The organism is Roseobacter insulae, from assembly GCF_019375555.1.
Classification (GTDB): Bacteria; Pseudomonadota; Alphaproteobacteria; order Rhodobacterales; family Rhodobacteraceae; genus Roseobacter; species Roseobacter insulae.
The window spans coordinates 171,996-195,673 of record NZ_JAHXDN010000001.1; the positions used below are offsets into that span (position 1 = coordinate 171,996).

Sequence of the window (23,678 nt, forward strand, 5' to 3'; positions counted from 1 at the left end):
CCTTCCAGAGCTTTGCGTTAAACGGAACGGTGCATGCCGCCATCGACAACAATCTCGGTTCCGGTGAGGGCGCGAGAGCGCGGTGACGCCGCAAAGAGCACGGTTTGTGCAATATCCTCGGGCATCACAAACCGGCGCAGGCTCAACCCCAGCTCCTCGGGGATGGCCCGGTCGCGGGCGTCTTCCGGGGTGCAGCCACAGCGCGCGGCGTATTGTTCCAGCTGGCCACCCGGATCGGTCCATTGCGGTGTCAACGTCGGCCCCGGCGAAACCGAAACGACGCGCACCCCGTTAGGCCCGAACTCAGCCGCCAGGTTCTGGGCGAGGTTCAGGGTCGCGGCCTTGGTTGCGCAATAGTCGGGTTGAATCGTGATCGGTTCACGCGCCAAAACACTGGTGATATTCACCATCACCCCCTGTGTTTCAATGAGTTGCGGCAAAGCGGCACGGGTGACACGGACCATGGAGAACAGGTTGATCTGAAACAGCCGTTCCCAATCATCATCCGTGGTCGACAAAAACCCGTCGCGCACCGGAGAGGCACCCAGATTGTTGATCAGAATATCCAACCCGCCAAATTCCGATTCGACGGCCTGAAGGAGCGTCTGCGCGCTCTCGCGCTGTCCCATATCCAGTTCGAGCGCAAATCCGCCCGACGCTTTTGTCACGGCGGCAAGGTCCTCGGTGACGTGAATGTCTGCCGATGCCACCCGTGCGCCACGTTCCGCAAACTGGCGGGCGATCTCTAGGCCGATGCCGACACCCGCACCAGTGATCAACACGCGCGCCCCCTTAAATTCAGTATCCATCGCTTCCTCCCATGGATGTCTTTCCGATCCTGCTATGCCGCGCCCTTGCGGATGTCTTTTGGTAGGATCGCGTCAAAGGCGGGCATGAGCGTTTCCGCAATTTCGTCGGCTGTCATCGCATCCAGGCTGGCCGAAAACACTTCCGGGCCGACAGATATCAAATGCCCGTTTTCCTTTAGCGCCGACAAAACCTCTGTTAGCGGCATTTCACCGGCACCAGGCACACACCGTCTTTGCAGGCAGTCTTCGAACAGGCTGATCCCGGGCGGGCATTGCAAGGAGCCGTCTGCGATCTGAACATGGTCGATCATGCCCGGTGGGATCGACGCCAGAAGACTGTCGTCCCGGCCGCCGCGGATGTAGTGCCACGTATCAAAAAGCAGCCGGATGTTGGGTTGACCTGCTTGACGGCGCAATGCGTCCACTTCCGCGAAGGTTTTCAGCCCCCACATCGGCATCGCCTCGAGCACACAGGTGATACCTTCAGGCGCCATGCGCTGTGCAAAGATGCTGAGGTGTTCGGCCACCTCTTCCATGTGGTATCGTCCACTTGGAAAACAGGTGATGGTGAGCATCCGGTCGATTCCCAGCCCATGCGCGAATTCCAGCTCTCGACCTAGCCCAGCCTCAAGAAACGGCACAAAGTCTGCCGCCGTTTGACCTGGTGCCCAGTCCGGCAGCCACGAGACCACCGGATCTAGGTACGTGAATGAGACGCCAACGTCCTCCGCCATGGCACGAATCGAGTCCAGCGTCTCGCCTGCATGCAACAGGGCGACGACGTCCGCAGGCGCAATGTTCAGGGCGTCAAAACCATGCCGGGCTGCAAATTGCGCGCGATCACGCACGGATAGCGCACGTACGTTTCCCCACCAAAGTATTCGGCCGAAGGACGTAACAGCCATAGATTTTTGATCCTCCCGATTCCACAACAAGTTAGTTGGAACGTACATTTCAAAACAAGTAGAAAATTTTGAGAATCTCTTGAGAGGGATAGAGTAGTCAAGGGAATATCATAAAAAAGTGTTTGTTAACAACATATAAGAGCACATATATTTCAGCGTTCGAAATTTTGATTGACGAACGCTCAGTCCAAGATAAGCTAGAATGATCAGTCCAAGATAATATTGCGGGCTGCTTCTGGGAGGAATAAACATGACCAAAAAACAAGAGCTTTCGCGCCGTCAGGTGCTTGGCGGCCTTGCGGGGACCGCAGCCATACCCGCATTGGCCAGCCCCGCGCTGGCGCAGAACAACTCCTTAAAAATAGGGTTCGTGCAGCCCGAGACGGGACCACTAGCCGAAGTCGCCTCAGGTAACGCGTTTGTGCTGGAAAACCTGCGCCAAGCGCTCGCCGGTGGGTTGCAGGTCGACGGCGGGCAGACCCGCAACGTTGAGATTGTCGTGCGCGACAGCCAATCAAATTCAAATCGCGCCTCCGAAGTCGCCGCCGACCTGATCCTGGGCGAGGAAGTGGACATTATGTGCGCCGCCATTCATCCACTGACGGTGACACCTGTAGCGGATCAGTGCGAGTTGAACGGCGTGCCGCTGATTTCTTCGATTACACCATGGGAGACGCAATTCTATGGACGCGGCGCCACGGATGACGCGCCGTTCAGCTATCAGCTGCACCAGTTCTGGGGGTTCGGTGAGATCACCAATACCTTTATTGACATCTGGAACCAGCTGGATACCAACAAGGTCGTGGGCGGTCTATGGCCGAACAACCCCGACGGCGTAGGTTTTGCCCAGGGCTTCACCCCGATCCTCGAAGAGCGCGGGTTTACCGTGATCGATCCCGGTCGGTATCAGGACCTGACAGACGATTTCAGCGCCATTATCCGCATGTTCCTTGAAAACGAGGTCGAAATCGTAACGGGAGTGGTACTGCCACCCGACTGGACGACATTCTGGACCCAAGCCGCACAGCAAGGTCTGTCGGTCAAGGCTGCGACTACGGCGGCGGCACTCGCGTTCCCGGGCACCGCCGAACAGCTTGGCCCGCTGGCGCAGAACCACAGTTTTGATTTGTTCTGGCACCCTAGTTTCCCATTCGAAAGCTCGGTCACCGGGCAAAGCGCTGCAGATTATGCCGCCGCCTTCGAAGAGCAAACCGGGCGGCAATGGATCCAACCGATTGGCACAGTGCATTCGGTGTTCGAAACCGCAATTGACGCGCTCAAACGTTCGGGTGGCGGAGATTGGGAGGCAACGCGGGAGGCGATGTTCGCGACCAATCTCAATACGATCCAGGGTCCCATCGTGGCAGGGTCTGGTCCAGTTCCGAACGCGGTGATCACCCCGCTGACCGGCGCGCAATGGCGGCAATCTGATGGCCCCTTCGACTTTGAAGCCGTCATCGTCAGCAACATCGCAGCCGACGGCGTCGACGCTGGCGGTACTGTTCAGGCGACGGCCTAGAAGCCTTCCGCCCCACTGGCCGAGGCGCGCGCGCCACGGCCACTTTTCTCAGATGAAGGGAGCGCGGATATGACCCCACCCCTGTTGGAATTGCGACACGTATGCAAAGCCTTCGGCAAGGTTGTCATCGCTGATGGCATCAATCTAACGCTGAACGAAAATGAGGGCCTCGGCATCATAGGTCCCAATGGTGCGGGAAAATCTACCCTCTTCAACCTAATCACGGGTGATTTGTCCCCCAACGGCGGAGACATTCTCATTTCCGGTAAATCGGTACTGTCTCAGAGGCCTCACCAAAGATGCCGGTCTGGTGTCGGGCGCAGTTACCAGATCCCGCACCCGTTCGGGAAAATGTCGGTATTTGAAAACGTCCTGACCGCAGCGACCTTTGGAGGCGCCGCAGCCATGGGCGAGGCTGAAGCGATGAGCCTCGAGATTTTGGGTGTTACGGGACTGCTGAATGATGTGAACACGCCAGCGGGCAAGCTCACGCTCCTCAAGCGAAAGCGGCTTGAGTTGGCCCGTGCACTGTCAACGAGACCGCGGCTTTTGCTGCTGGACGAGATCGCAGGCGGTCTGACCGAAGCAGAGGTACAGGCCTTGATCAGCACCATTCGTGACATCCGCCGGAGCGGTGTGTCGCTGATCTGGATCGAGCACATCGTGCACGCTTTGCTGGCGACGGTGGATCGTCTGGTGGTCCTGAACGGCGGCATGTTTTTGGCAGATGGAGACCCACATGAGGTCATGCGCGCACCCGACGTGCAACGGATATACATGGGGGTCGAACCGGCATGAGCACGATCGAAACCCGTGGCCTGACCGCGCACTACGGAGACTTTCAGGCGCTCTTTGGCCTGGACGTGACACTGCGATCTGGAGAAACCACAGCGATTATCGGGGCGAACGGTGCTGGTAAATCGACTTTCATGAAGGCGATCACCGGGCTGATCAAAACCGCACCCGACATGATTCATATCGACGGCGCACCTGCGGGGGGGCGAGACGCGCACACGATCATTTCGCAGGGTATCGCGATGGTTCCTGAAGGCCGTCGGCTATTCCCTTCGCTTTCGGTCGAAGAGAACTTGCTTATCGGCACACACGCGAAACGCAGCGGACCTTGGAGCCTTGATCGTGTCTACGACGTTTTCCCAGTACTCAAAGAACGCCGCCGTCTGTCGGGCACGTCGTTGTCTGGAGGGCAACAACAGATGGTGGCCATTGGCCGAGCGCTTTTGTCGAACCCGACCACGCTACTTTGTGATGAGATCAGCCTCGGCCTCGCCCCTGTGGTGATCGAGGAACTCTATCGCACAATTGCTGAACTCCGCAGCGAAGGTCTGTCCATCGTCATCGTCGAACAAGACGTTGCGCGCGCCGTGCGCGTGGCTGATCAAGTCTACTGCTTCATGGAGGGGCGCGTGTCGCTCAGCGGCGCAGCCCAAGACATCGCCCTCGAAGACATCCGCAACGCTTACTTCGGGATCTGAACCATGGATTGGATTGCAACACTCCTTCAAGGGCTTCTTCTGGGTGGCGTCTATGCGTTGTTTGCCATCGGCTTAAGTCTTGTTTTTGGCGTCATGCGGCTGGTGAACATTGCCCATGGTGATATGATCGTTTTGGCTGGCTTTGTCTCTTTTGCAGTGGTCGAGGTGTTGGGACTGGGTCCCATCTTGTCCCTCGCCATCGTCCTGCCGCTGTTTTTTGCGTTTGGCTATGTGCTCCAACTGGCTGTGCTTAACCGGACTTTGGGCGACGACCTGCTGCCGCCGATGATCGTAACCTTCGGTCTGGCCATTGTGATCCAGAACGGCTTGCTCCAAAGCTTTGCTGCGGACAGCCGCAAATTGAGCCTAGGTGAAGTCGAAACAGCAAGTATCGCACTTGGCACCGACATTGCGGTGGGGGTTTATCCGCTCATTATCTTTGCCACCGCGATTGTCACCATCCTCGCGCTGCAAGCACTGTTCTATGGCACGAAGATCGGGCGCGAATTCCGCGCAACGTCAGATGATCCCGAAGCGGCACGGCTGATGGGCATCAACACCAAACGCGTGTTCGCTGTGGCCACGGGCGTTGCGCTGGTTGTGATCGGCATTGCCGGTGTGCTGATGGCGATCCGGACTACGTTCGATCCACTGTCAGGACCTGTGCGCCTACTCTTTGCTTTTGAAGCGGTGATCATTGGCGGCTTGGGCAACATATGGGGCACGCTATTGGGTGGTGTCACGCTGGGCCTCGCGCAAGCCATCGGCGGTGCCATTGATCCGCAATTCCAGGTCATGGCCGGTCACCTCGTCTTTCTCGCTATCCTGATCGTCCGGCCGCGCGGCTTTTTCCCTAAGGTAGCTCACTGATGACCCAACCGTCCTATCGCATTGAACGCGCCACGCGCAGTTCGACCATTGGCCTCGCAGTTCTGGGGCTTGGGCTGATCGGCCTGCTGCTTTTGCCCCTGACCGGCGACCGGGCCACCATGCGCCTGATCGTCGAGATCGCCTATTTCCTTGCGCTGGCGCAAATGTGGAACCTGCTTGCTGGTTATGCGGGGCTTTTGTCCGTGGGCCAGCACGCGTTCATCGGCTTTGGCGGCTATATGCTTTTTGCCCTTGTCGCCCATGCCGGGTTTTCACCGATCTATTCGTTGCCGATCGCAGGATTGCTCAGCGGGCTCATTTCGATCCCGGTCGCTATCCTTATGTTCCGCCTCTCTGGTCCTTACTTTGCAATCGGCACATGGGTCGTGGCCGAAGTGTTTAAGCTCGCTTTTTTCGAGGTACCTGCCCTGGGCGGGGGATCGGGGATGAGCCTACCGTTGCAAGCGGTGCGCGACATCGCCCCGTCGGCGCAGGGGCGCGAGTTGATCATCTACATCAGCGCGCTTGCCATTGCCGTGGCATCGGTCGTGGCGGTTTATGCCCTGCTGCGGTCGCGCTATGGCCTTGCTCTGACAGCCATCAGGGACAGCGAGCGCGCCTCAGCGTCGGTCGGCGTCGATACGTTCCGCCTGAAACTTGGGGTCTTTGTGGCCGTCGCCGCCTTCACCGGCATGATCGGCGCGCTGATCTTCTTGCAAAAGCTTCGTATCTCTCCCGTTGCCGCCTTTGATGTTATGGAATGGTCGGCGGCCATCATCTTCATCGTTGTCATTGGCGGTATCGGCCGGATCGAAGGGCCCTTTGTCGGTATCGCGATCTTCTTCCTGTTACGGGAAACGACATCAGACTTTGGCGCTTGGTACCTGATCCTTCTGGGGCTGCTGGCGATCGCCATCATGCTCTTCGCGCGCCAGGGCATTTGGGGTCTCATCGCAGACAGGTACCGGATCAACGTCTTTCCTGTGGAGCGACAAGTCCATCTGGATGACCACCGCCAAAGGCAAGCGTCCTCCACTTCACTCACACCAACTTCGGAGAAACACTAATGACACATGACCGGAACAACTATCTTCTGTGGCAGGGCACCATTCGTGAATTGCCTCTTGCTGAACAGCTCCGCGTGGCGCGTGAAACAGGATTTGGTAAAATCTCGGTAACGCCCTTTCACCTGGACATGTGGATGAACGAAGGCACCTCGGCCGCTGACATGAAGGCGATGGCGGCTGATCACGACGTCAAGCTGAGCCACCTTGATCCGTTGACCCGCTGGGCCCCTAAATGGAAGCCAGACAATGTGGCGGATGAATTCCTGCCGTTCCTTGGTTTTGAGACAGACCGTTTCTTTGAAATCGCGGAAGAGTTCGAGTGCGAAAGCATGTCGACGATTTGCTGTTTCCCTGCGGGTACAGTGAACCGGCAGCAATTGACCGACGCCTTCGCTGAGATCTGCGACAGGGCCGCAGAACGCGGGATCGTATGCCACCTTGAATTCATCCCGTTCTGGGGTTTGTTCGATCTGAACATGGCCTGGCAGGTGATCCGTGACACTGACAAGCCTGGTGCAGGAATTGTATTTGACTACTGGCATTTCATGCGTGGCAACCCAGATTTGGAATTGTTGGCCTCCATCCCGGGTGACAGGATCGCGTCTGTTCAACTGGCCGACGCCACAGCCACATATCCTGAAGATCGAAGCCCTGTCGATGACTGCTTGAATTGGCGCGTGCCGTGTGGCGAAGGCGACTTTCCAGTCACTGAAATCACCAAGACAATCGCCGACATTGGCGGGCTGCGTAATGTTGGACCAGAAATCTTCTCTGCCAAGTTCGATGCGATGACGGCGGATGAAATCATCGAGTCAATCCGCGACTTTTTCCCCAAAGCGTTGGACGCAGCAGGCGTACGAAACGGGTACATGCCGAAGGCTGCATGATCGACAGAAACTGACGGAAAAGGGAGGAGACGTCATGACACTAATCACTAATCACAAAGCGGACATCAAGGATATCCGCATGCATTATTCGATGGCGGGAGATGGTCCCGCCATCGTCCTGATCCATGGCTGGCCACATACCAATTTTGGCTGGCGCGAGGTGCAAGAGCGGTTGGCGGACAAGTTCACTGTCATAGCGCCCGACATCCGGGGGGCAGGCTACACCACACGCCCCGAAACCGGATATGATGGTGACAACCTTGCAGACGACATCCGGACGCTGGTTAAGGATCACTTGGGCCATGACAAAGTAGTTGTGGTCGGTCACGACTGGGGGGCGGTATGGGCCTATCACTATGCCGCGCAGTTCCGTGATGAGGTGGTCGGCCTCGCCAATTTCGAAATGATGATTCCCGGTACGGGTGGTCATGAGGCCGGTATGCAGCCGCAGCCTGACGGCAAGTTCTTTTGGCACATGAACTGGCACTCGGTACCGACCTACCCCGAAGAGATGATCCGCGGCGATATCCGGCGTTACCTCGACTACTACTATACCGAGTTCAGCTATAACCCACATGCCGTGACGCTTGAGGCGCTGAACGAATACGAACGCGCCTTTACGCAGTTCGGCTCTCTACGCTCGGGCCTTGAAATCTACAAGAAATTCTGGACCCACGCCGAACAGGCCAAAGAGCACATGAAGTCTAAGCTTGAGATGCCTGTTATCGCCTGGGGCGGAGCTGCACTGATGAACAATTGGTGCGTTGAGTCGATGGAAAAACTCGCCAACGACGTCAGCGGTGGCGGCATCCCCGAATGTGGTCACTGGGTCGCCGAAGAACAGCCGGACTTTGTCGCCAATGAAATCCGAAGTCTTGCCGAAAAGGCATTTGCCTAACCGAACACGATTTGGCGCAGGTCTCCCTGCGCCAGCCAAACCCTTTCACATGAATGGAGATCCTTCGATGGATGGAGCACTAAAAACCACCCCGGATATGATCACGGAGATCGTGCTCAAATCCTATGAGAACGCGCCTGATCCACGGATGAACCTGATCCTGCAAGAGTTGATTAAAGCGTTGCACGGATTTGCAAAGGCGGTCGAACTGAAGCCCGATGAGTTACTGGCCGCAACCGAGTTTCTGACCCGCACCGGTCACATCAGCGACGCTAAACGGCATGAGTTCATCCTTATGTCCGATGTGCTGGGTCTGACCATGCTGGTCGAGACGATGAATGACGATTTACCCGAGGGCGCATTTGAACCTTCGGTCCTGGGACCGTTCTATCGCGAAGGCTCGCCCGAGATTGCGCATTACGACAACATCTCACGGGGTGACAATGACGGGCTACCCGCACTGGTGACGGGCCATGTGCTCGATATTGACGGTGCCCCGGTGGGCAACGCGCTGCTGGACATCTGGCAGACCAACAACAATGGGCTTTATGAAAACATGGACGACAACCAGCCCGACTACAACCTGCGGGGGCAGCTGAGGACTGACGCAGATGGCAACTTCGCCTTCTGGACGGTCAAACCCGAGGCCTACCCGATCCCAACGGACGGACCCGTCGGAGATCTGCTCGAGGCCGGGGCGCGGCATAACATGCGTCCCGCGCATATCCACTTCATCGTGTCCGCGCCTGGCTTCAAGTCGATTGTGTCTGAGCTCTTTGCCCGAGAGGATCAATACATCGAGGGCGATGCAGTCTTTGGCGTCAAGGACAGCCTTTTGGTGGATTTCGTTGAGGCGGACGAACCGGAAACGGCTGGGACATACGATATGCCCAATCCGTTCTGGCGCATGCATTATGACTTTGTGCTGGTTCCGGGTGACCGCGCTACTCACTCGTTTTCGACCTCCCGCTAAGACATGGAAGGGTTTCTCTATACCGCTGGGCCTGTACGTGTCCTGTTCGAAAAGGGCGGCCTGAGTCAAGCCGGCGCGGAGCTTGATCATCTGGCCGTCAAACGCGCGTTGGTGCTCAGCACACCACAGCAGGCCGATGACGCCACAGCATTGGCGCGCAGCATGGGCGACCGATGCGCAGGCGTTTTCGACGGTGCGGCGATGCATACACCGGTTGACGTGACCGACCGCGCCATGGCGCTGGTGGAAAAGGAACGGGTTGACGGTCTTGTCGCGTTTGGCGGTGGGTCCACCATCGGCCTGGGCAAGGCCATTGCTCTGCGCACTGATTTGCCGCAACTGGCGATCCCGACCACCTATGCCGGATCTGAAATGACGCCGATCATCGGCCAGACCGAAGGCGGGAAAAAGACCACACAGACCACGCCCAAGGTCCTGCCGGAAACTGTGATCTACGATCCCGCGCTGACTTATACCCTGCCCTCCTTCATTGCCGGACCGTCAGCGGTCAATGCGCTGGCGCACTCGGTCGAAGCGCTTTATGCCCAGAACCGAAACCCAGTCACCTTGATGCAAGCTGAGGCGTCGATCGCAGCCATCGGACGGGCCGTTCCCGGACTGATGGGCGATAAACTGGACGAGGACGCGCGTGCTGAAGCCTTTTATGGCGCCTGGCTGGCGGGCACGTGCCTGGCCAGTGTCGGAATGGCGATTCATCACAAAATCTGCCACACGCTAGGTGGCTCGTTCGATCTGAATCACGCGGACATTCACTGTCTGATGATCCCCTACACCGCTGCATTTAACCGTGATCATGCGCCCGAGGCGATGGCCGCCATTGCCCGCGCCTTGTGCACCAATGATCCGATAGGCGGTCTTTTTGATCTCATGCAGACCGCTGCGTCCAAGAAGAATCTAAAATCCTTTGGGTTGACGACAGATGACATTGAAAGGGCCGCGGATCTGGCCGTTGAACGCGCTTATTACAACCCGCGCCCTGTCACGCGGGACGATGTCGCGGCCATGTTGCATGCCGCATTCGACGGGGCACGACCATGACCAAAGTGGACTATGACCTCTTTGTCATCGGCGGCGGGTCTGGCGGCGTACGTGCGGCCAAGGTGGCCAGCGCGCTTGGCAAGAAAGTGGCTGTGGCAGAAGAGTTCCGGTTTGGCGGTACCTGTGTAATCCGTGGATGCGTGCCCAAGAAACTCTTTGTCTACGCATCCCAAGCTGGCGCGCAGGCGCGAACGTCCTCCTCCTTTGGATGGACGGCGGCGAAACCCGAATTTTGTTGGAATACATTGCGCAACGCTAAGGAGACTGAAATCACCCGCCTCGAAGGGTTGTACCGCACCGGGGTCGGTTTCGCGGGGGCCGAGATCATCGACGACCGTGCCGAATTGATCGGAGAGGGTCGGGTCCGCCTGGTGCGGCAAAACCGGACAATCAAGGCACGCCACATCCTTATTGCCACGGGCGCGACACCGGCGCGTATGATGGGCATGCCTGGGGACGAGCTGTGCGTGACCTCGGATGAAATGTTTGATCTGCCCGATCTTCCCAAATCCGCTGTCGTGGTTGGCGGCGGCTATATAGCGGTTGAATTCGCGGGTATCCTCAACGGCCTCGGCGTTGACACCACTTTGGTCTACCGCGGTGATAAGGTGCTGCGTGGTTTTGACGACGACGTCCGCGACGACCTTATGGCAGCGATGGCCGCCAAGGGGATCCGGCTTCGCATGAACAGCACGCCTACAGCTGTCGCGGTGCGCGACGATGGCGGACGCGATATCCTTTTGTCCGATGGCGCGGTTCTAAGTGCGGGCTTGGTGATGCTGGCGATCGGCAGGAACGCCAATACCGCGCGCCTGGGTCTGGAAGCTGCGGGCGTCGACACGACACCTGATGGTCGTGTCATGATCGATGAACTTGGCCAAAGCACCGTCGTAGGTGTGCATGCGCTCGGCGATGTGACGAACCGCGAACAGCTGACACCGGTCGCTATTCACGAGGCGATATGTTGGGTGCGCACGATTTTTGGGGGTGAGCCGACAATACCAGACCGTAGCGACATCGCTACGGCAGTGTTTTCCCAGCCTGAAATAGGCTGCATCGGTCTGACCGAGGCCGAAGCGCGAGAGAGGTTGCCTGCTGTGAATGTGTTCAGCACACGGTTTCGTCCGATGAAAGCTACGCTCACAGGCGATCCAACGCGGATGATGATGAAGGTCGTGGTCGACGCGAACACTGACCGTGTCGTCGGAGTCCACCTTCTGGGGGAAGGCGCTGCCGAGATGATCCAATTAATCGGTGTCGCGCTTAAGGCAGGAGCAACCAAAGCAGATTTTGACGCCACGATGGCTGTCCATCCAACCGCTGCTGAAGAGCTGGTCACGATGTACGCCCCGACGCGCACGTACCGCACAGAAAAAGACGTCGCCTGAGGAGGAAAACGCGATGAATACTCTTGCAACAGATGTCCTGATTGTGGGCAGCGGTCCCGCCGGGGGCACAATGGCCGTGGCGCTGGCCACCTATGGGATCAAGGTGACGGTCATCAACCGCTATCGCTGGACCAGCCCGACACCGCGCGCCCACATCACGAACCAGCGCACGATGGAAATCCTGCGAGATTTCGGGCTGGAGGACGCAGCGATGGAGGATGCCGCCCCTCAGGAGCTCATGGCTAATTCCGTGTTCTGCAGTAGCCTCGCCGGGCAGGAATACGGGCGCATACTGGCTTGGGGCAACCACCCGCAACGGAAGGCTGACTACACCATGGCAAGCCCCACTTCGATGTGCGATCTGCCGCAAACCTACATGGAGCCGCTCCTCGTCTCAAACGCCTTGAAACGGGGCGCGAAAGTGCGGTTCAACACGGTCTTTATATCCTACGAAGAGACATCGGATGGCGTGCTTGTCCAAGCAGAGGACAGCGAAACCGGCGCCCCTTTACAGATCAAGGCAAAGTACCTGGTTGGGGCAGATGGAGGAAACTCGATTGTCGCTGTACAGGCTGGTCTGCCCTTCGAAGGGGCGATGGGCATTGCCGGGTCGATGAACATCGAATTCGAGGCCGACCTGTCCGCGCTGACAGCGCACCGTCCCAGTGTCCTGTATTGCGTGATCCGACCCGGCTCGGGCGTAGGCGGTGTCGGGATGGGCATCGTGCGAATGGTGCGACCTTGGAATAAATGGCTGATCGTCTACGGGTACGACATTGAGGCCGGGCCGCCCGAGATGACCGACGACTATGCGACCAGCATTATTCGTGAATTGACCGGTTTGCCCGATCTTGAGCCAAAAATCACAGGGACGTCGCTCTGGACAGTGAACAACTACTGGGCGACGCAATTGTCGGCGGGCCGGGTGTTTTGCGTTGGCGATGCTGTGCATCGCCATCCGCCAACGAATGGCTTGGGATCGAACACCTCGATGCAAGACAGCTATAACTTGGCGTGGAAACTGGCGATGGTTCTCAAAGGTCAGGCCGGTGAACCGCTGCTTGACAGCTACAACGCTGAGCGCGCGCCGGTCGCCGAACAGATAGTATCACGCGCGATCAGGTCGATCCAAGAGTACGGGCCGATCTTTGGTGCGTTGGGCCTTGGTCCGGACGTGCCCGACGACGCCGCGTCGACGGCGCTGGCAACCCTGTCTTCGGATGATGACGCTGGGCAAAACCGGCGCATCGCGTTGCGGGCCGCGCTAGACGCCAAGTCGTATGAGTACAACGCCCACGGTGTGGAATTGAACCAGCGCTACAACTCATCCGCAACGGTCGAAGACAGCACCGCGATGCCGGCCCCTGCGGACGCAGATCGTGATGCGGAACTCTATTACATTGCCACGACAGCGCCCGGAGCCAAGATACCGCATGCTTGGCTTGAGACAGAAACCCACTTGATTTCCTCGCACGATCTGATTGGACACGGCCGCTTTACCTTGCTGACCGGGATCGGTGGGAAGGCCTGGCTGGCGGCGGTTGAACAGATCGCAGCGTCCGAAGACCTGCCACTGCAAGGTTTTGCCATCGGCATTGGCCAAACCTATCAGGACCCTTACGGTGACTGGCAACGCCAACGGGAGATCGACGAGGACGGTTGCGTTCTCGTGCGCCCAGATGGATATGTCGCCTGGCGCCAGAAAAGCCTAAGCGATGCCCCGGAAACAGCTCTACGCACCGTCCTGCAATTAGTTCTATCGCGAAATGTCACAACGCCCGTAGCCGAGCCTGCGTGATGGTAGAGATTGCGGCACAGATCGGTGATACGCTGTCCGACATACCAGACGGCGCGCGCCTCATGATCGGCGGCTTTGGCGGCTCCGGCGCACCTATCGAGTTGATTCACGCGTTGATCGACAGATTCAACACGACAGGGCAGCCCAAGAACCTGACCGTGATCAACAACAATGCAGGAAATGGCGGCGTTGGTATCGCCGCGATGATAAGTGCAGGAATGGTGGCCAAGATGGTCTGCTCTTTCCCAAGATCAGCAGATGCTGTCGCGTTCGGCACAGCCTATATGAATGGCGACATCGAACTCGAGTTGGTACCCCAAGGCACCTTGGCCGAACGCATTCGCGCCGGCGGTGCCGGAATCCCCGCCTTTTATACGCCAACAAGCTTTGGAACCGACCTGGCAATTGGCAAAGCGACAGAAGAGTTCGAAGGCAAAATGTATGTCCGCGAACGTTGGCTCAAGGCCGACTTTGCCCTGATCAAAGCGGAATGCGCAGACAGGCTGGGCAACCTCACATACCGTATGGCTGCGCGGAATTTCGCTCCGCTTATGGCGATGGCCGCAGAGGTCACGATTGCACAGACGCGCACCCTGTTGGACCCGGGCGGGATCGACCCGCAAGAGGTGATCACGCAGGGCATCTTTGTCGACCGGCTGATCGCTGTGCCGTCCCCTGAACAGGAAGAGGCCTTAGTGCGCGACGAAGTGAACTACGCATGACATTGCCAAAACTCACTGGCGCGCAGATTGCCTGGCGCGCCGCCCAAGACATAGAAGACGGAGCCTATGTAAACCTAGGAATCGGCTTGCCTGAACGCATCGCGCAGTTTCAACCCGAAGGGCGCACAGTCACCTATCATACCGAAAACGGTGTTTTGGGATTTGGCGATGCACCTGCCCCCGGTCAAGAAGACTGGGACCTGATCAATGCCGGGAAAAAGGCGATTACCATCAAGCCTGGTGCGTCCTTTTTTAACCACGCCGACAGTTTCGCGATGGTACGCGGCGGGCACTTGGACCTCGCTGTTCTGGGCGCTTATCAGGTCGCCGAAAACGGTGATCTGGCCAATTGGAGTGTGGGGTCCAAGGGCGTGCCTGCGGTGGGCGGCGCTATGGATCTTGTGCACGGCGCCAAGCGTGTTGCGGTGATCACCGATCACGTCACCAAAGACGGAAAACCCAAGCTGATGCGTGAATGTACGCTGCCGCTGACAGGCAAAGCCTGCGTGACACGCATCTACACATCGCTGGCAGTACTCGACATCACCCCGATGGGATTTGTGCTTCGCGAGAAGGTGCCGGGCGTGTCCTTTGATCAGCTTCAAACGGTAACCGGCGCCCCACTTCACATCGACGAGACCGTTCAGGATCTCAAAGCTCCAGAGGTTTAAGATGCAAGACGCCTACATCTGCGCCTATGTCCGCACGCCCATCGGGCGCTATGGTGGCGCGCTCTCTTCAATTCGTGCCGATGATCTTGGCGCGGTCCCGCTTCGCGCTCTAATGGAGCGTGTGCCTACACTCGATCCTGCCGAGATCGACGAGGTGATTATGGGCTGCGCCAATCAGGCGGGCGAGGACAATCGCAACGTCGCGCGTATGTCACTGCTTTTGGCCGGGTTGCCCGAGAGCGTGCCGGGTGTGACAGTCAACCGGCTGTGTGGCTCGGGGATGGAGGCGATAACCACGGCCGCTCGCCTGATCCGGTCGAATGAGGCGGATGTCGTTGTCGCAGGCGGAGTCGAAAGCATGTCGCGAGCACCCTTCGTGATGCCGAAGGCCACGAGTAGCTTTGCACGCACGAACGAAGTGCATGACACCACGATCGGCTGGCGCTTTGTCAATCAGATGATGCACGCGCGATATGGTACAGACAGCATGCCGGAGACGGCTGAAAATGTGGCCACCGATTATCAAATTTCGCGTGCCGATCAGGACACTTTTGCGCTGCTGTCGCAACAAAAAGCCGCTGCTGCGCAGGCCAGCGGGCGCTTGGCAAATGAGATCACCCCTGTCACCATTCCCCGGCCACGCGGCGATCCAATCATCGTCGATACAGACGAGCACCCACGCGCAGACACAACCCTCGATACCTTGGCCAAGCTCAAGCCTATTGTACGGGTGGATGGGTTGGTCACAGCCGGAAATGCTTCGGGCGTCAACGATGGCGCCGCGGCGCTGCTGATCGCGTCAGAGACCGCCATCAAAGCACATGGCTTGATACCGCTCGCCCGTTTTGTCGGGGGTGCAACTGCAGGTGTGCCACCGCGCGTGATGGGCATCGGCCCGGCGCCTGCTTCGCAAAAGCTGATGGATCGGCTTGGGATGTCACAAACAGATTTTGATGTCATCGAGCTGAACGAGGCTTTTGCCTCGCAAGCGCTCGCTACATTGCGCATGTTGGATATTGATGACGCAGACGTCCGGGTGAACCGCAATGGGGGTGCCATTGCGCTTGGTCACCCCCTGGGCATGTCCGGTGCTCGGATCGTCGGTTCGGCTGCGACGGAGTTGCATGTCACAGGTGGCGTACGGGCACTGGCTACGATGTGCATTGGTGTCGGACAAGGCATTTCCATGGTCATCGAGAGGTGCTGAACATGCAACGAGACTGCTTTATCCTAAACCGATGGGTCACTCTCGCGATGGCTTTCCTGATTGTGCTGGGGGCGACCGGCGTGGCTGCCGCGCAGGCCTTGCCGCAAGTAAAGCTGACCAACGATCTGGACAGACCCGGCGAAGGATATTGCATCGACATTCTGGGGGTTGGCCCGACGGCACGTGCAGATCTGCCCCTAGTGGCGCACAATTGCCTACCTGACCTGCCGCGTGTGGACCGGCACGCCGTGTTTACCGATGGTCGCATCCGGTTCCCAGCCTTCGAGGCCTGCGTGACCGCCTTTGGGGTTGTAACACCTTTGCCCGGCGCGCCAGTGATTTTGCGGCCTTGCGGCGCGTCAGAGAGCTTTTTGCCAGCCGCCGATCTCCAGCGATTCACATTCAACCTGGCGGGGCAATTTCAGCTTGTCGGATCGGACCTGTGCCTGACTGTAGGCGCAATGTCCGCCCGAACCTTTAGCGCATCTGATCGTTGGCGGACGCTTACCATGCAGATGTGTAGCGACGGGCCCGCCGAACTTTCCAAATGGAATTAACTGTCTGTCGAAAGGACAAGCAATGGGACTACTTGTAAACGGAAAATGGGTCGACAAGTGGTACGATACCAAGAGCACTGGTGGCCGGTTCGAGAGATGGACGTCCGGTTTTCGAAACTGGGTTACCGCTGACGGAACTGCTGGACCGACAGGACAGGCGGGTTTTCCGGCAGAGAGCGGAAGATATCATCTTTATGCTGCTCAGGCCTGTCCTTGGGCTCACCGGACTCTCATATTCCGAAAACTAAAAGGGCTTGAGCCGCACATCGGTGTTTCTGTTGTGCATCCCGACATGCTTCAAGATGGGTGGACATTCGACAAAGACTGGCCAGGGCTAACGGGGGACCATCTGTATGATTACCCCTTTCTCCGCGACATCTACACGCGCGCCGAAAGCGCATTTTCCGGCCGCGTGACGGTGCCGGTGCTTTGGGACAAAAAAACCGAGACCATTGTATCGAATGAAAGCTCCGAGATCGTCCGGATGTTCAACTCTGCCTTTGACACGATCACCGGCAACGAGGTGGATTTTTATCCCGAAAACCTCAGAGCAGAGATTAATGAAGTCAATGAGCGCATCTACAAAACAATCAACAACGGCGTCTACCAGTCCGGTTTCGCAACGACACAAGAGGCTTATGACGAAGCTGTAACAGCGCTGTTTGACACTCTGGAATGGCTTGAGGCACGGTTGAGCCGATCAAGCTATCTTGTTGGAAATCACGCCACCGAAGCTGACTGGCGCCTGTTCACAACGCTGATCCGGTTCGATTTGGTGTATCACCTTCACTTCAAGTGTAACAAAATGCGTTTGGTCGACTTTCCAAATCTTTGGTCCTACACCCGAGAGCTTTACCAGTGGCCAGGGGTTCGAGAGACCATCGATTTCGATCAAGTCGTGCGCCACTACCATTACAGCCATGACAGCATTAACCCGAGCCGGATCATTCCGATAAATCCTGATCTCGATTTCGACCAACCGCAAACGCGAAAAGGGCTGGTAGCATGACATCACAAGCTGCATTGATCGTCGGAGCAGGTTCTGGCCTGTCCGCAGCACTTGCAAGAGCACTGTCAAAAAGGGGCTACAAGGTAGTTTTGGCAGCACGAAACCCAGATAAGTTAGAACAATTGGTCGAAGAGACTGGTGCACTAGCTGTTGCTTGTGACGCTAGTGATGCAAAGAGCGTCGAAGCTCTTTTCGAAAAGATTGACCAACTCGACGAGACGCTGGCTGTCGTCGTCTACAATCCCAGTGCGCGCGCTCAAGGGGAATTCCATACCCTTGATCCGGACCTTGTCAAAAACGCGATAATGGTGACCGCGTATGGTGCGTTTCTTGTCGCCCAAGAGGCTGTTAAACGCATGTTGATCACCGGGACCGGCATGCTTTTGTTCACTGGAGCATCGGCAGGCGTAAAAGGTTTCCCGCGTTCGGCACCCTTTGCCATGGGCAAGTTCGCTTTGCGGGGGCTTTGCCAGTCATTGGCCCGCGAGTTACATCCGAAGAACATTCACATCGCCCACGTCGTTATTGACGGCGGTATTGACGGAACCCCTCAGAAGGGTCGGTTCAATGAGGTGGATGGCGAAGACAACTTGCTTGACCCTCAGCAGATTGCGGAAACGTACATGCATCTGATGGACCAGCACCGTTCGACATGGTCGTGGGAAATTGAGCTTCGGCCTTGGGTTGAGAAGTTCTAGGATACCAATGGCCTCCTGAGCGCAAAAGGACTTACCTGAGCAAGCTATGTGCGAACGCTGACTCTAGTGTACCAGAGCTACGCTGCTGATTTTACTTGTAATTTAGGCTAGAACAGCCTCAACTCGGGTCGAGAGCTCGGACAAGACTTCTGCGCGACTCGCACCAGAACGGGCGCGCACTGCCTGAGCGCGCATAAAATCACCCAGCAACACAGCGCGAGCTTCAGGTGTTGGCCGCTCAGACAACGCGCCGCGCGCGACCTCTCGGGCAAACCGCGCCGAAAGAAAGGCCGTCAGTTCTTGGGTCTGCTTCTGCAGCTTGGTTTTGAGCAAGGGTGTGGTTTCAGCGGTCAAGGCTGCGCAGCATGCAATCAGGCAGCCGGACGGCGCATCAATCTTGGTGTTTCCTTCAGCGGAGACTGTCAGAAAGGCCGTTACAGCCGCCCTTATGTCCGTGGCTTCGGCAAAAGCGTGGGCTGGTGCCGCACCTGTCGTCTTCGCATAGTGATCGAGTGCCGCGTCAAATAGCGCATCCTTATCGCCAAAGGCCGCATATAGTGTAGGCCGCGAAACACCGGTGGCTTTTGTCAGCTCGCCCAGCGACGCCCCATCATAGCCCAGACGCCAAAAAGCCTGCGTCGCCGCCTCAAGAATTTCGGTCTTGTCGATACTCGCCGGGCGCCCGCGCGCCCGTTTTTCCGTCTGCTTCGGCATTTACCTTACCGATCCGAATTTAATTCTGGACATTCCAGTCACTACGTTTACTTTACCGATCAGTAAAGCAATAATAGAGACAATGCAATGCAGCTCAACGACAAGATTGCTCTGATCACCGGTGGCACCACCGGCATCGGACGTGCGACGGCCCAGGCTTTTCTGGATGAAGGGATCAAAGCGCTTATCATCACTGGTCAAGACCAGGCGCGTCTTGAGACCGCTCGCGCCGAACTGTCGAGCAATGGTTCACAGGTCCTCGCTCTTCTCTGGCGCGCTGATATGCCTGAAGACAGCACGGCGGTTGCTGCCAAAATCCAAGAGGAATTTGGCAGACTTGATGTGGTCTTTGCCAACGCTGGTGTAACGTGGCCCGCTCCGTTGGGTCAAATCGAAGCTGACGCCGCGCAAGCCCAATTCATGGTCAACGTCACCGGTCCGCTGCTGCTGCTGCAAGCACTCTCCCCGCTGCTGACCAAAGGTGCCTCTGTCATTTTGAACACATCGTGTTTGGACGTTTTGGGCGAACCGGGAATGGCCGTTTACTCCGCAACCAAGGCGGCGCTGCGATCAGTGGCACGCACGCTGTCTGTCGAACTCGGCGAACGTGGCATTCGCGTGAACACAGTTGCCCCAGGCCCGATTGAAACACCAATCTATGGCAAACTCGGCATGTCCGACGAGGATTTGACACAGATGAGCCAGGCCGTCATGGCCAAGGTTCCGGCAGGTCGATTTGGAAAGCCTGAAGAAATCGCGTCTGCGGTGACATTCCTGGCCTCCGACGGGTCATCCTTTATGCGCGGGGCCGAAATCGCCGTCGATGGCGGATGGTCAAATCTATGACCCTGTTGTCCCGCTTCTTCTCCATCTTTTCCAGCAGCAACGAGGCTTACCCTATGACTGAAACCGCCCCCACAATCCTGCGCATCGACAGCTCCGGCCGTCAGGGCAAATCCTATTCCCGCCCACTGGCGGACCGTTTGATTGCCGGGCTCGAAGGAAAGATCCCGGGTGCCAAAGTGGTCTCCCGCGATCTTACGGCCACCGTACCTCCCGTCGTGGACGAAGCTTGGTTTGATGCCGCTTACACTCCAGAAGATGATCGCGACGCTACCGCCAAGGCCGCTCTCGCAGTCTCTGATGAGATCGTTGATGAGTTCCTGTCGGCCGATGCCGTCGTGATCACCGTGCCGATTTACAACTTTTCGGTGTCGGCACAACTGAAACTGTGGATTGATCAGGTGGCCCGCTTCGGTCGCACGTTCACCTATACCGAGAACGGTCCCAAAGGCCTTGGTGCGGATCGACCAACATACCTGATCGTAGCCTCAGGCGGTACGAAGGTGGACAGCGACATCGATTTTGCCACTGGCTACATGCGCCATGTGCTGAGTTTTGTCGGGATAACGAACGTACATGTGATTGAGGCAGACCAACTGATGCAAATGGCAGATACAAAAATCCCCGCCGCCGAGGCGCAGATTGATACGATCATCAAAAACTTCAGCTATGACATGCCAATGGTTTCGGCCTAGATAGAGAGCATTTTAGGGTGTTGGGCGTTCCGCACAGTCGTGCGGGGCGCTATTTTCTTGGCGCGCATTCGTTGCATGGAAATAAAGCGATTTGATCTCTTGCGAATTGCGCTGAACCTAAGAGTTGATGAGGGTATTTTGTTCAATCGGGCATGACTAGAAGCAGGAAGTTGCATTTTGAGTGCGACGCCATTCAGAGACTGGATGCGGATATCGCATACAACGCTGAATGCCGGTGCAAAGCGTATTTAAGACGTTAAGCCCGGGTAATCATTTCCAACGTACTCCATTTTTACACGCTCGCGCAGTGCGGAAGAGGACAGCGCAGCGAGCAATGCGAGAGCGCATGCTTGAAACTCAACGAATTGAGGGCTGCCGATCTGCAATAGGTTTTCAACCTTCATCGTCAAACAATCCCTGTGCGACTATTAACGTACTTTTGAGTATCTTAATATTGTAGCCAATCGATACACATGATTTCCTCAAGTTGTAACCATCAACTGGAGGTAAAAATGCCCTACACTATGACTGCAAAATTTCACTCCTCGCGCCAAGCAATCCGCTTGGCCACAAGCCTTTTCGGCCTCTCTGTGCTGACCGCAATAGCTGCACCCGCAGCCGCGCAATCCGCCGCGCCAGTATTGAAATCGGCTGGTGCAATCGAATTTTCCGATGACGTGCTTTTTGTTGGCGACAGCGCAGGCAATCAGGTTGTGGCATTCCAACTTGGTGCTGAGACGTTAACCGACCAAGCAAATTACCAACTTGGCCGTCCTCAGACTTTCGAGGGCCGTACCATTGTGGAGGACCTGCCAGCCGATATCGGTCGGTTGACCGGCGCGCCAGCAGACCAAATCACGATCAACGATGTGGCCGTTCACGCAGCCACCCAGCAAATTGTCGTTTCTGCGCATCGGGGACTGGGGCCTGACGCAGTGCCAGTGCTGGCCCGTATTAACGACGGGGCCGTGGAACTGATCGACCACGCAGGTCTTTCGGCGACGGTGCATGCTCTCGGGGCGCCGCCAGCGCAGGCTGCATTGGAGTTCGGCCAACCCGCCGCTTTTTATACCATCACCGACATCGACCACTACAATGGCGAACTCTTCGTGTCGGGTGTCTCTGGCGAAGACTTTGACAGCACCCTGCGGCGGATCGCATACCCTTTCACCGGGGAACAGAGCGAAACTCAGATCGAGATCTGGCACGCGGTGCACGCGCAGTGGGAAACGCGGGCGCCCATTATCTCGCAGACAATTGCCGAGGTTGACGGAGTGCCAACGCTGGTGGCCGTCTACGCTTGCACCCCACTGGTTCGTATCCCCCTCAGTGATTTGACCGATGGGGCGCAAATCCGGGGTGAGATGATCGGCGAACTCGGCTATGGCAACACGCCGATCGATATATTCGCCTATAACAACCCGATGGACGGATCGGACAATGTTTTGGTGACCAACACCAACAGGTCTGCAAATGCGATCCCGCTTCAATTGATTGCAGATGCTGAACCGATGGCAGTTGACGTGCCTAACAATTTCGGACCCGCCGGTTTGACCGGTTTTCCCGTGCCACTCTCCGGCGTGCAGCACATTGACTTGATCAATGATAACTGGGCTGTTGCCGTGCGTCCCGATCCGAAAGATCCGACACGTATTCAGGTGCAATCGCTACTGGTTCCGTTCTTTTTTAACCGGGCGGACCACATGGTTGAGATGAATTGGCCCGGTACGGCCGACCCGTTCGGCTACCGTCAGTTCCCGCCACTGGATCTGTGATGTTGAGCCTTCGTCAAAAATGGAAGGTGGCGCTGCTGGCCACCTTCCTACCCCTCGCGACTCTTTCCGAACAAACACTGGCGCAGGAAGCACGCGCAAATGAAAGCGGTGACCGGATATGGGTCACGAACCTCGATGTGACGGAAGTGGGCCATGGCGCCGTCGAGGCAACTTTGGCCGATGGAGGGCGTCTGAAGCTTGAGCCCGTTGAGGCAACGGACGCTGACCCTGCCGGCGCATTGGTTTTTGTTCCGCGCTTTCCGCTTTCGATAGGTGCGGAGTATACGCTTCACCTGAACGGGCTGGGTTTGGCACTCCCTCTAGAACGGTCTGCATCGCGGACCGGCCTGACAAAAGTCGCAGCCATTCTACCGGAGCAAGTCACGCTCCCAGCTAATACGCTGCGGATGTATGTGACCTTTGACCAGCCAATGGCACGGGGCAATGTCATGCGCCATATTTCGCTTTTTGATGGCGACGGGCGTCAGATCGAGAACGCTTTTCTCAATCTCGGCATCGAGCTCTGGAACGCGGAACAGACGCAACTGACGCTACTTTTTGACCCCGGCCGGCTCAAGTTGGGGGTGAGGCCTAATACCACCCATGGCGCGCCTTTTGACGAGGGGCAAACCTACCGTCTTGTTGTACATGACCAGATGCGCGCGGCGGATGGCCAGACACTCTCAGAATCGTTCGAGCTCATGTTCACCGTTGGCCCAGCGGAGCGTCGCCCCATAGATGTCGCGGCGTGGCAGCTTTCAGAGCCTCCAACCGAAAGCCTTGAGCCGCTTGTCGTTGAATTTGCCCGTGTGATGGACCCCGCACTGTCTCGACGCACCGTGGCGCTGATCAATGCCGACGGCGGACCCTTAGCTGGCACTTGGGCAAGCATGGGCTCCTCCATGGTCTTCACGCCGAGCGCACCCTGGAGCGCCGAGGCAACCCCATACCTCTTTGTTGCGCCGCATGCCGAAGATATCGCCGGGAACCGGACTTGCGGCGCCTTTGATGTCGAGACGCGAACCGAGGCGCAGTGCGATGAGCCCGTTCTCCGACCAATCAAGTTCGGCTCATAAAAAAAGAACCATCCGTCACATCTATCGTCGATCCATACTTTGGAT

Annotated in this window: 24 protein-coding genes; 21 read left to right on the forward strand and 3 right to left on the reverse strand. The window is 57.4% G+C overall.

The genetic code is table 11. From position 1 onward, the window contains the following. Positions 1 to 17 precede the first annotated feature (17 nt). Positions 18 to 809 carry an SDR family NAD(P)-dependent oxidoreductase gene (locus KX928_RS00840; protein ID WP_219497873.1) on the reverse strand — a complete coding sequence of 264 codons (792 nt, stop codon included), beginning with the start codon at positions 807 to 809 and terminating at the stop codon, positions 18 to 20. Positions 810 to 841: 32 nt separating this feature from the next. Beyond that, positions 842 to 1,714, reverse strand: coding sequence for a sugar phosphate isomerase/epimerase family protein (locus KX928_RS00845; protein WP_219497876.1), 873 nt, complete (start codon positions 1,712 to 1,714; stop codon positions 842 to 844). A gap of 250 nt (positions 1,715 to 1,964) precedes the next feature. On the opposite strand from KX928_RS00845, the gene KX928_RS00850 reads away from it, so the two are divergent. From KX928_RS00850 to KX928_RS00930, 17 genes are all read left to right on the forward strand, one after another. After that, complete coding sequence (locus KX928_RS00850; protein ID WP_257883470.1) at positions 1,965 to 3,233, forward strand: ABC transporter substrate-binding protein; 1,269 nt, start codon at positions 1,965 to 1,967, stop codon at positions 3,231 to 3,233. A 69-nt stretch (positions 3,234 to 3,302) separates the two neighbouring features. Further along, positions 3,303 to 4,031 carry an ABC transporter ATP-binding protein gene (locus KX928_RS00855; protein ID WP_219497878.1) on the forward strand — a complete coding sequence of 243 codons (729 nt, stop codon included), beginning with the start codon at positions 3,303 to 3,305 and terminating at the stop codon, positions 4,029 to 4,031. Next, positions 4,028 to 4,726, forward strand: coding sequence for an ABC transporter ATP-binding protein (locus KX928_RS00860; protein ID WP_219497880.1), 699 nt, complete (start codon positions 4,028 to 4,030; stop codon positions 4,724 to 4,726). Before KX928_RS00855 ends, KX928_RS00860 begins: the two co-directional genes overlap by 4 nt. A 3-nt stretch (positions 4,727 to 4,729) precedes the next feature. Then, the gene (locus KX928_RS00865; protein ID WP_219497882.1) at positions 4,730 to 5,596 is read left to right on the forward strand and encodes a branched-chain amino acid ABC transporter permease; all 867 of its coding nucleotides are present in this window, start codon (positions 4,730 to 4,732) and stop codon (positions 5,594 to 5,596) included. Continuing rightward, positions 5,596 to 6,663 (forward strand): branched-chain amino acid ABC transporter permease, encoded by a 1,068-nt coding sequence (locus KX928_RS00870; protein ID WP_219497883.1) that lies wholly within the window; start codon positions 5,596 to 5,598, stop codon positions 6,661 to 6,663. The genes KX928_RS00865 and KX928_RS00870 overlap by 1 nt, the downstream gene beginning before the upstream one ends. Further along, positions 6,663 to 7,550, forward strand: coding sequence for a sugar phosphate isomerase/epimerase family protein (locus KX928_RS00875; RefSeq protein ID WP_219497885.1), 888 nt, complete (start codon positions 6,663 to 6,665; stop codon positions 7,548 to 7,550). Before KX928_RS00870 ends, KX928_RS00875 begins: the two co-directional genes overlap by 1 nt. Positions 7,551 to 7,584: 34 nt before the next feature. Next, on the forward strand, positions 7,585 to 8,448 hold the full coding sequence (locus KX928_RS00880) for an alpha/beta fold hydrolase (protein WP_219497887.1): 864 nt from the start codon (positions 7,585 to 7,587) through the stop codon (positions 8,446 to 8,448). A 67-nt stretch (positions 8,449 to 8,515) separates the two neighbouring features. Continuing rightward, a complete protein-coding gene (locus tag KX928_RS00885; protein WP_219497889.1) occupies positions 8,516 to 9,421 on the forward strand; it encodes a dioxygenase family protein in 906 nt (301 codons plus the stop codon). 3 nt (positions 9,422 to 9,424) lie between these two features. Beyond that, positions 9,425 to 10,480 (forward strand): maleylacetate reductase, encoded by a 1,056-nt coding sequence (locus KX928_RS00890; RefSeq protein WP_219497891.1) that lies wholly within the window; start codon positions 9,425 to 9,427, stop codon positions 10,478 to 10,480. Continuing rightward, positions 10,477 to 11,868, forward strand: coding sequence for a glutathione-disulfide reductase (gene gorA / locus KX928_RS00895; RefSeq protein WP_219497893.1), 1,392 nt, complete (start codon positions 10,477 to 10,479; stop codon positions 11,866 to 11,868). The genes KX928_RS00890 and gorA overlap by 4 nt, the downstream gene beginning before the upstream one ends. Positions 11,869 to 11,881: 13 nt before the next feature. Further along, positions 11,882 to 13,666 (forward strand): FAD-dependent oxidoreductase, encoded by a 1,785-nt coding sequence (locus tag KX928_RS00900; protein WP_219497895.1) that lies wholly within the window; start codon positions 11,882 to 11,884, stop codon positions 13,664 to 13,666. Then, positions 13,666 to 14,388, forward strand: coding sequence for a 3-oxoacid CoA-transferase subunit A (locus KX928_RS00905; protein WP_219497897.1), 723 nt, complete (start codon positions 13,666 to 13,668; stop codon positions 14,386 to 14,388). Before KX928_RS00900 ends, KX928_RS00905 begins: the two co-directional genes overlap by 1 nt. Beyond that, the gene (locus KX928_RS00910) at positions 14,385 to 15,059 is read left to right on the forward strand and encodes a 3-oxoacid CoA-transferase subunit B (protein ID WP_219497899.1); all 675 of its coding nucleotides are present in this window, start codon (positions 14,385 to 14,387) and stop codon (positions 15,057 to 15,059) included. The genes KX928_RS00905 and KX928_RS00910 overlap by 4 nt, the downstream gene beginning before the upstream one ends. A 1-nt stretch (position 15,060) precedes the next feature. Next, on the forward strand, positions 15,061 to 16,266 hold the full coding sequence (pcaF, locus tag KX928_RS00915) for a 3-oxoadipyl-CoA thiolase (RefSeq protein WP_219497900.1): 1,206 nt from the start codon (positions 15,061 to 15,063) through the stop codon (positions 16,264 to 16,266). A 2-nt stretch (positions 16,267 to 16,268) separates the two neighbouring features. Continuing rightward, positions 16,269 to 16,823, forward strand: coding sequence for a DNA-directed RNA polymerase subunit beta family protein (locus KX928_RS00920; protein WP_219497902.1), 555 nt, complete (start codon positions 16,269 to 16,271; stop codon positions 16,821 to 16,823). 22 nt (positions 16,824 to 16,845) lie between these two features. After that, complete coding sequence (locus KX928_RS00925) at positions 16,846 to 17,832, forward strand: glutathione S-transferase family protein (protein ID WP_219497904.1); 987 nt, start codon at positions 16,846 to 16,848, stop codon at positions 17,830 to 17,832. Next, the gene (locus tag KX928_RS00930) at positions 17,829 to 18,530 is read left to right on the forward strand and encodes an SDR family NAD(P)-dependent oxidoreductase (RefSeq protein ID WP_219497906.1); all 702 of its coding nucleotides are present in this window, start codon (positions 17,829 to 17,831) and stop codon (positions 18,528 to 18,530) included. Before KX928_RS00925 ends, KX928_RS00930 begins: the two co-directional genes overlap by 4 nt. A 102-nt stretch (positions 18,531 to 18,632) precedes the next feature. On the opposite strand, the gene KX928_RS00935 is transcribed toward KX928_RS00930, so the two are convergent. Next, a complete protein-coding gene (locus KX928_RS00935) occupies positions 18,633 to 19,244 on the reverse strand; it encodes a TetR/AcrR family transcriptional regulator (protein ID WP_219497908.1) in 612 nt (203 codons plus the stop codon). 87 nt (positions 19,245 to 19,331) lie between these two features. On the opposite strand from KX928_RS00935, the gene KX928_RS00940 reads away from it, so the two are divergent. The 4 genes from KX928_RS00940 (at position 19,332) to KX928_RS00955 (ending at position 23,633) form a co-directional block, all read left to right on the forward strand. Beyond that, complete coding sequence (locus tag KX928_RS00940) at positions 19,332 to 20,090, forward strand: SDR family oxidoreductase (protein ID WP_219497910.1); 759 nt, start codon at positions 19,332 to 19,334, stop codon at positions 20,088 to 20,090. Positions 20,091 to 20,143: 53 nt separating this feature from the next. After that, complete coding sequence (locus KX928_RS00945; RefSeq protein ID WP_219497912.1) at positions 20,144 to 20,782, forward strand: FMN-dependent NADH-azoreductase; 639 nt, start codon at positions 20,144 to 20,146, stop codon at positions 20,780 to 20,782. A gap of 512 nt (positions 20,783 to 21,294) precedes the next feature. Beyond that, entirely contained in the window at positions 21,295 to 22,557 is a 1,263-nt protein-coding gene (locus tag KX928_RS00950) for a hypothetical protein (protein ID WP_219497914.1), read from the forward strand. After that, positions 22,557 to 23,633, forward strand: coding sequence for an Ig-like domain-containing domain (locus KX928_RS00955; RefSeq protein ID WP_219497916.1), 1,077 nt, complete (start codon positions 22,557 to 22,559; stop codon positions 23,631 to 23,633). Before KX928_RS00950 ends, KX928_RS00955 begins: the two co-directional genes overlap by 1 nt. Positions 23,634 to 23,678 lie beyond the last annotated feature (45 nt).